The organism is Candidatus Pelagibacter communis (assembly GCF_001180185.1).
GTDB lineage: Bacteria > Pseudomonadota > Alphaproteobacteria > Pelagibacterales > Pelagibacteraceae > Pelagibacter > Pelagibacter ubique_F.
Genome location: NZ_CVSS01000014.1, coordinates 1 through 2,603, shown reverse-complemented (window position 1 = coordinate 2,603; position 2,603 = coordinate 1). Strand labels below are relative to the sequence as shown.

General features: G+C 29.2%; 5 protein-coding genes. 2 read left to right on the top strand and 3 right to left on the bottom strand.

Annotation, left to right across the window (positions count from 1 at the left end; genetic code table 11):
* The coding region (locus AMN95_RS01180; protein ID WP_143323748.1) for a M23 family metallopeptidase at positions 1-249 on the top strand (249 nt) is incomplete at its 5' end.
* Here AMN95_RS01180 and AMN95_RS01175 read toward each other — a convergent pair.
* The 3 genes from AMN95_RS01175 to prfA are packed head-to-tail and all read right to left on the bottom strand — an operon-like array spanning position 250 to position 2,567.
* Positions 250-678: a DUF4167 domain-containing protein gene (locus AMN95_RS01175; protein ID WP_075522182.1), complete on the bottom strand. Its 429-nt coding sequence runs from the start codon at positions 676-678 to the stop codon at positions 250-252. It lies immediately after the preceding gene.
* 3 nt (positions 679-681) lie between these two features.
* Positions 682-1,530, bottom strand: coding sequence for a peptide chain release factor N(5)-glutamine methyltransferase (prmC, locus tag AMN95_RS01170; RefSeq protein ID WP_075522181.1), 849 nt, complete (start codon positions 1,528-1,530; stop codon positions 682-684).
* A 2-nt stretch (positions 1,531-1,532) separates the two neighbouring features.
* Positions 1,533-2,567, bottom strand: coding sequence for a peptide chain release factor 1 (prfA, locus tag AMN95_RS01165; protein WP_075522183.1), 1,035 nt, complete (start codon positions 2,565-2,567; stop codon positions 1,533-1,535).
* On the opposite strand from prfA, the gene AMN95_RS05785 reads away from it, so the two are divergent.
* Positions 2,557-2,603, top strand: a 47-nt coding sequence (locus AMN95_RS05785; RefSeq protein ID WP_425304620.1) for a hypothetical protein, incomplete at its 3' end; no start/stop codon positions are given. The genes prfA and AMN95_RS05785 overlap by 11 nt on opposite strands.

Below are 2,603 nucleotides of genomic sequence, written 5' to 3'. Positions count from 1 at the left end.
TTTGCTTTAGGAATAAAAAGAGGAGTAAGAGTCAAACAAGGGCAAACAATAGGATATGTTGGTTCTACTGGTAAATCTACAGGTCCTCACTTACATTATGAGGTAATTGTAAATGGAAAAAAAGTAAATTCTCAAAAACTTAAATTACCATCAGGAAAAATCTTAAAAGGAGATGAAAGAAAGATCTTTGAAACTAAAAAAATAAAGCTTGATGTATTGAAATCAGAAAAAATTATTGGATTAAATTAGTTATTTACTTACAGCGACTTTATTAGGAGTTTCCTCTTTTTTTTCAACAACTTTATCTGTAGTTTGTTCAGTCTCAACTGAAGCATTTTCTTCTGCTTGTCTCTTGTCATCTTGGGGGTTAGGAGAAAATCTCGATTTTTTAAAATTTTCTTGATCATTTAAAATTCTTGTAAAATGATCTGCATGCTGAAAATAGTTTTCAGATAAAATTTTATCTCCACTTGATAATGCCTCTCTAGCTAAATTATTATATTTTTCTATTAATTTTGAGGCATTGTGATTATTTCTGCCTGGAATTTTTCTTTGAAAATTTTCGTTGTTAGAAAAACTTGCACCATATTTTGGTCTTTCCCCATTAGGTTTGAAATTTCTATCGCTTCTTCTAAAATTATTTCTTCTATTGTTGTTGTTATTTCTAAATGTCACCATATGTTAGTTATTAATTTTTGTGCTGATTATACATCGATCATTATTTGCCAGGTCTTTTACTACCGAATTGATATAAAAGCTGTTCTCTATTAATAATTTTTTAACCTCTTTTTTTTGGTTATATGCAATTTCTAAAATCAGTTTGCCATTATTTTTTATCAGTTCAGACGATTTATTTATAATTTTTCTGATTTCTGATATTCCATCTAACCCACCATCAAGAGCCTTTTTTGGCTCAAAATTTACAATATCTTTTTCCAAATATTTTAAATCTAAATTTTTAATATAAGGAGGGTTAGATATAATTAAATCATATTTCCCTACAAAGAATTTGTCAATATCTGATTTATATAATCTAAGTCTATTCTTTACACCTAGCTTGTAAGCATTGATTTTACATACTTTTAAAGCCTGATAGCTGATATCTACTCCAGTTGCTGTAAAATCTGGTCTCTCTTTAAGTAATGAGAGTACAATGCATCCAGATCCAAAGCCAATATCTAGAAAATTTATTTTATTCTTTTTCTTGTAAACTTTTAATACTTGTTCAATAATTATCTCAGTATCAGGTCTAGGAATCAAAATATTTTCATTAATAAAGAATTCGTTTTTCCAAAAAAATTTTTTACCAGTTAAATATGCTACTGGCTTACCTTTTGATCTTTGATCAATCATATAATTAAAATTCTTAAACTCTTTTTCTTTGACATCATAATCTAAGTTTAAAACAATAAATTCTCTGCTCTGATTGATAGCTTCAGATAATAATATTTCAGTATCAAGTAATGCAGATTTAATATTATTTTCTTTTAATTTTTTAAGTGCATTATTAATAACTATTCCCAATTTCATATTTAATTTAAGTTACTTAGGCTTTCCTCTTGTGCTTGTAAAGTAAGAGACTCAATCATCTCATCAAAAGCTTCTCCTTCTAAAAACTCATCTAATTTATGAAGTGTTAAATTAATTCTATGATCTGTGACTCTTCCCTGTGGAAAATTATAAGTTCTTATTCTTTCAGATCTATCTCCAGTTCCTATTTTGCTTTTTCTATCTTGAGATCTCTCTTGTTCTATTCTTGCTCTCTCTAATTCATAGAGCCGGGCTCTTAAAATTTTCATACCTTTTGATTTGTTTTTATGTTGTGATTTTTCATCTTGTTGTGAGACTGAAATTCCAGTTGGAATATGTGTAATTCTTACAGCACTATCTGTTGTATTTACTGATTGTCCTCCAGGACCTCCTGCTCTAAAGACATCAATTCTTAAATCAGCCTCATTTATTTTTAAATCAACTTCCTCTACTTCAGGTAGAACAGCTACAGTAGCTGCAGATGTATGGACTCTTCCTTGTGTTTCGGTGTCTGGAACTCTTTGAACTCTGTGTACACCACTTTCGTATTTTAATGTTGAGTAAATATTATGACCTTTAATAGATGCAATAACCTCCTTTAACCCACCTGCCTCGCTTCTAGAAATTGAGATTAATTCTACTGACCATTTTTTTTTATGGCTTACTTTTTCGTACATTTTAAATAAATCTGCAGCGAATAAGCTTGCTTCCAAGCCTCCAGTTCCTGCTCTAATTTCTATTATAGCGTCCTTTTTATCAGCTTCATCTTTTGGTAATAAAAATAGTTTCAGCTTTTTTTCATTCATTTGGTTTTCTAATTTCAATTCGTTCAACTCTATTTCTGCCATTTGTATTAATTCTGCATCTGAACTTTTATCATCTAGAATTTTTTGTATTTCTGATCTATCTTGTTCATAAGATATATATCTTTTAGCACTTTGTATAATTTCGTTTAAATCTGCATATTCTTTTGACTTCTCAGCAAAAGTCTTTTTATCTATTTTTCCTAATGATAAAAAGGACGCTATAATAGAAATTAGAGCAGGAACTGGAGGCTTGGAAGCAAGCTTATT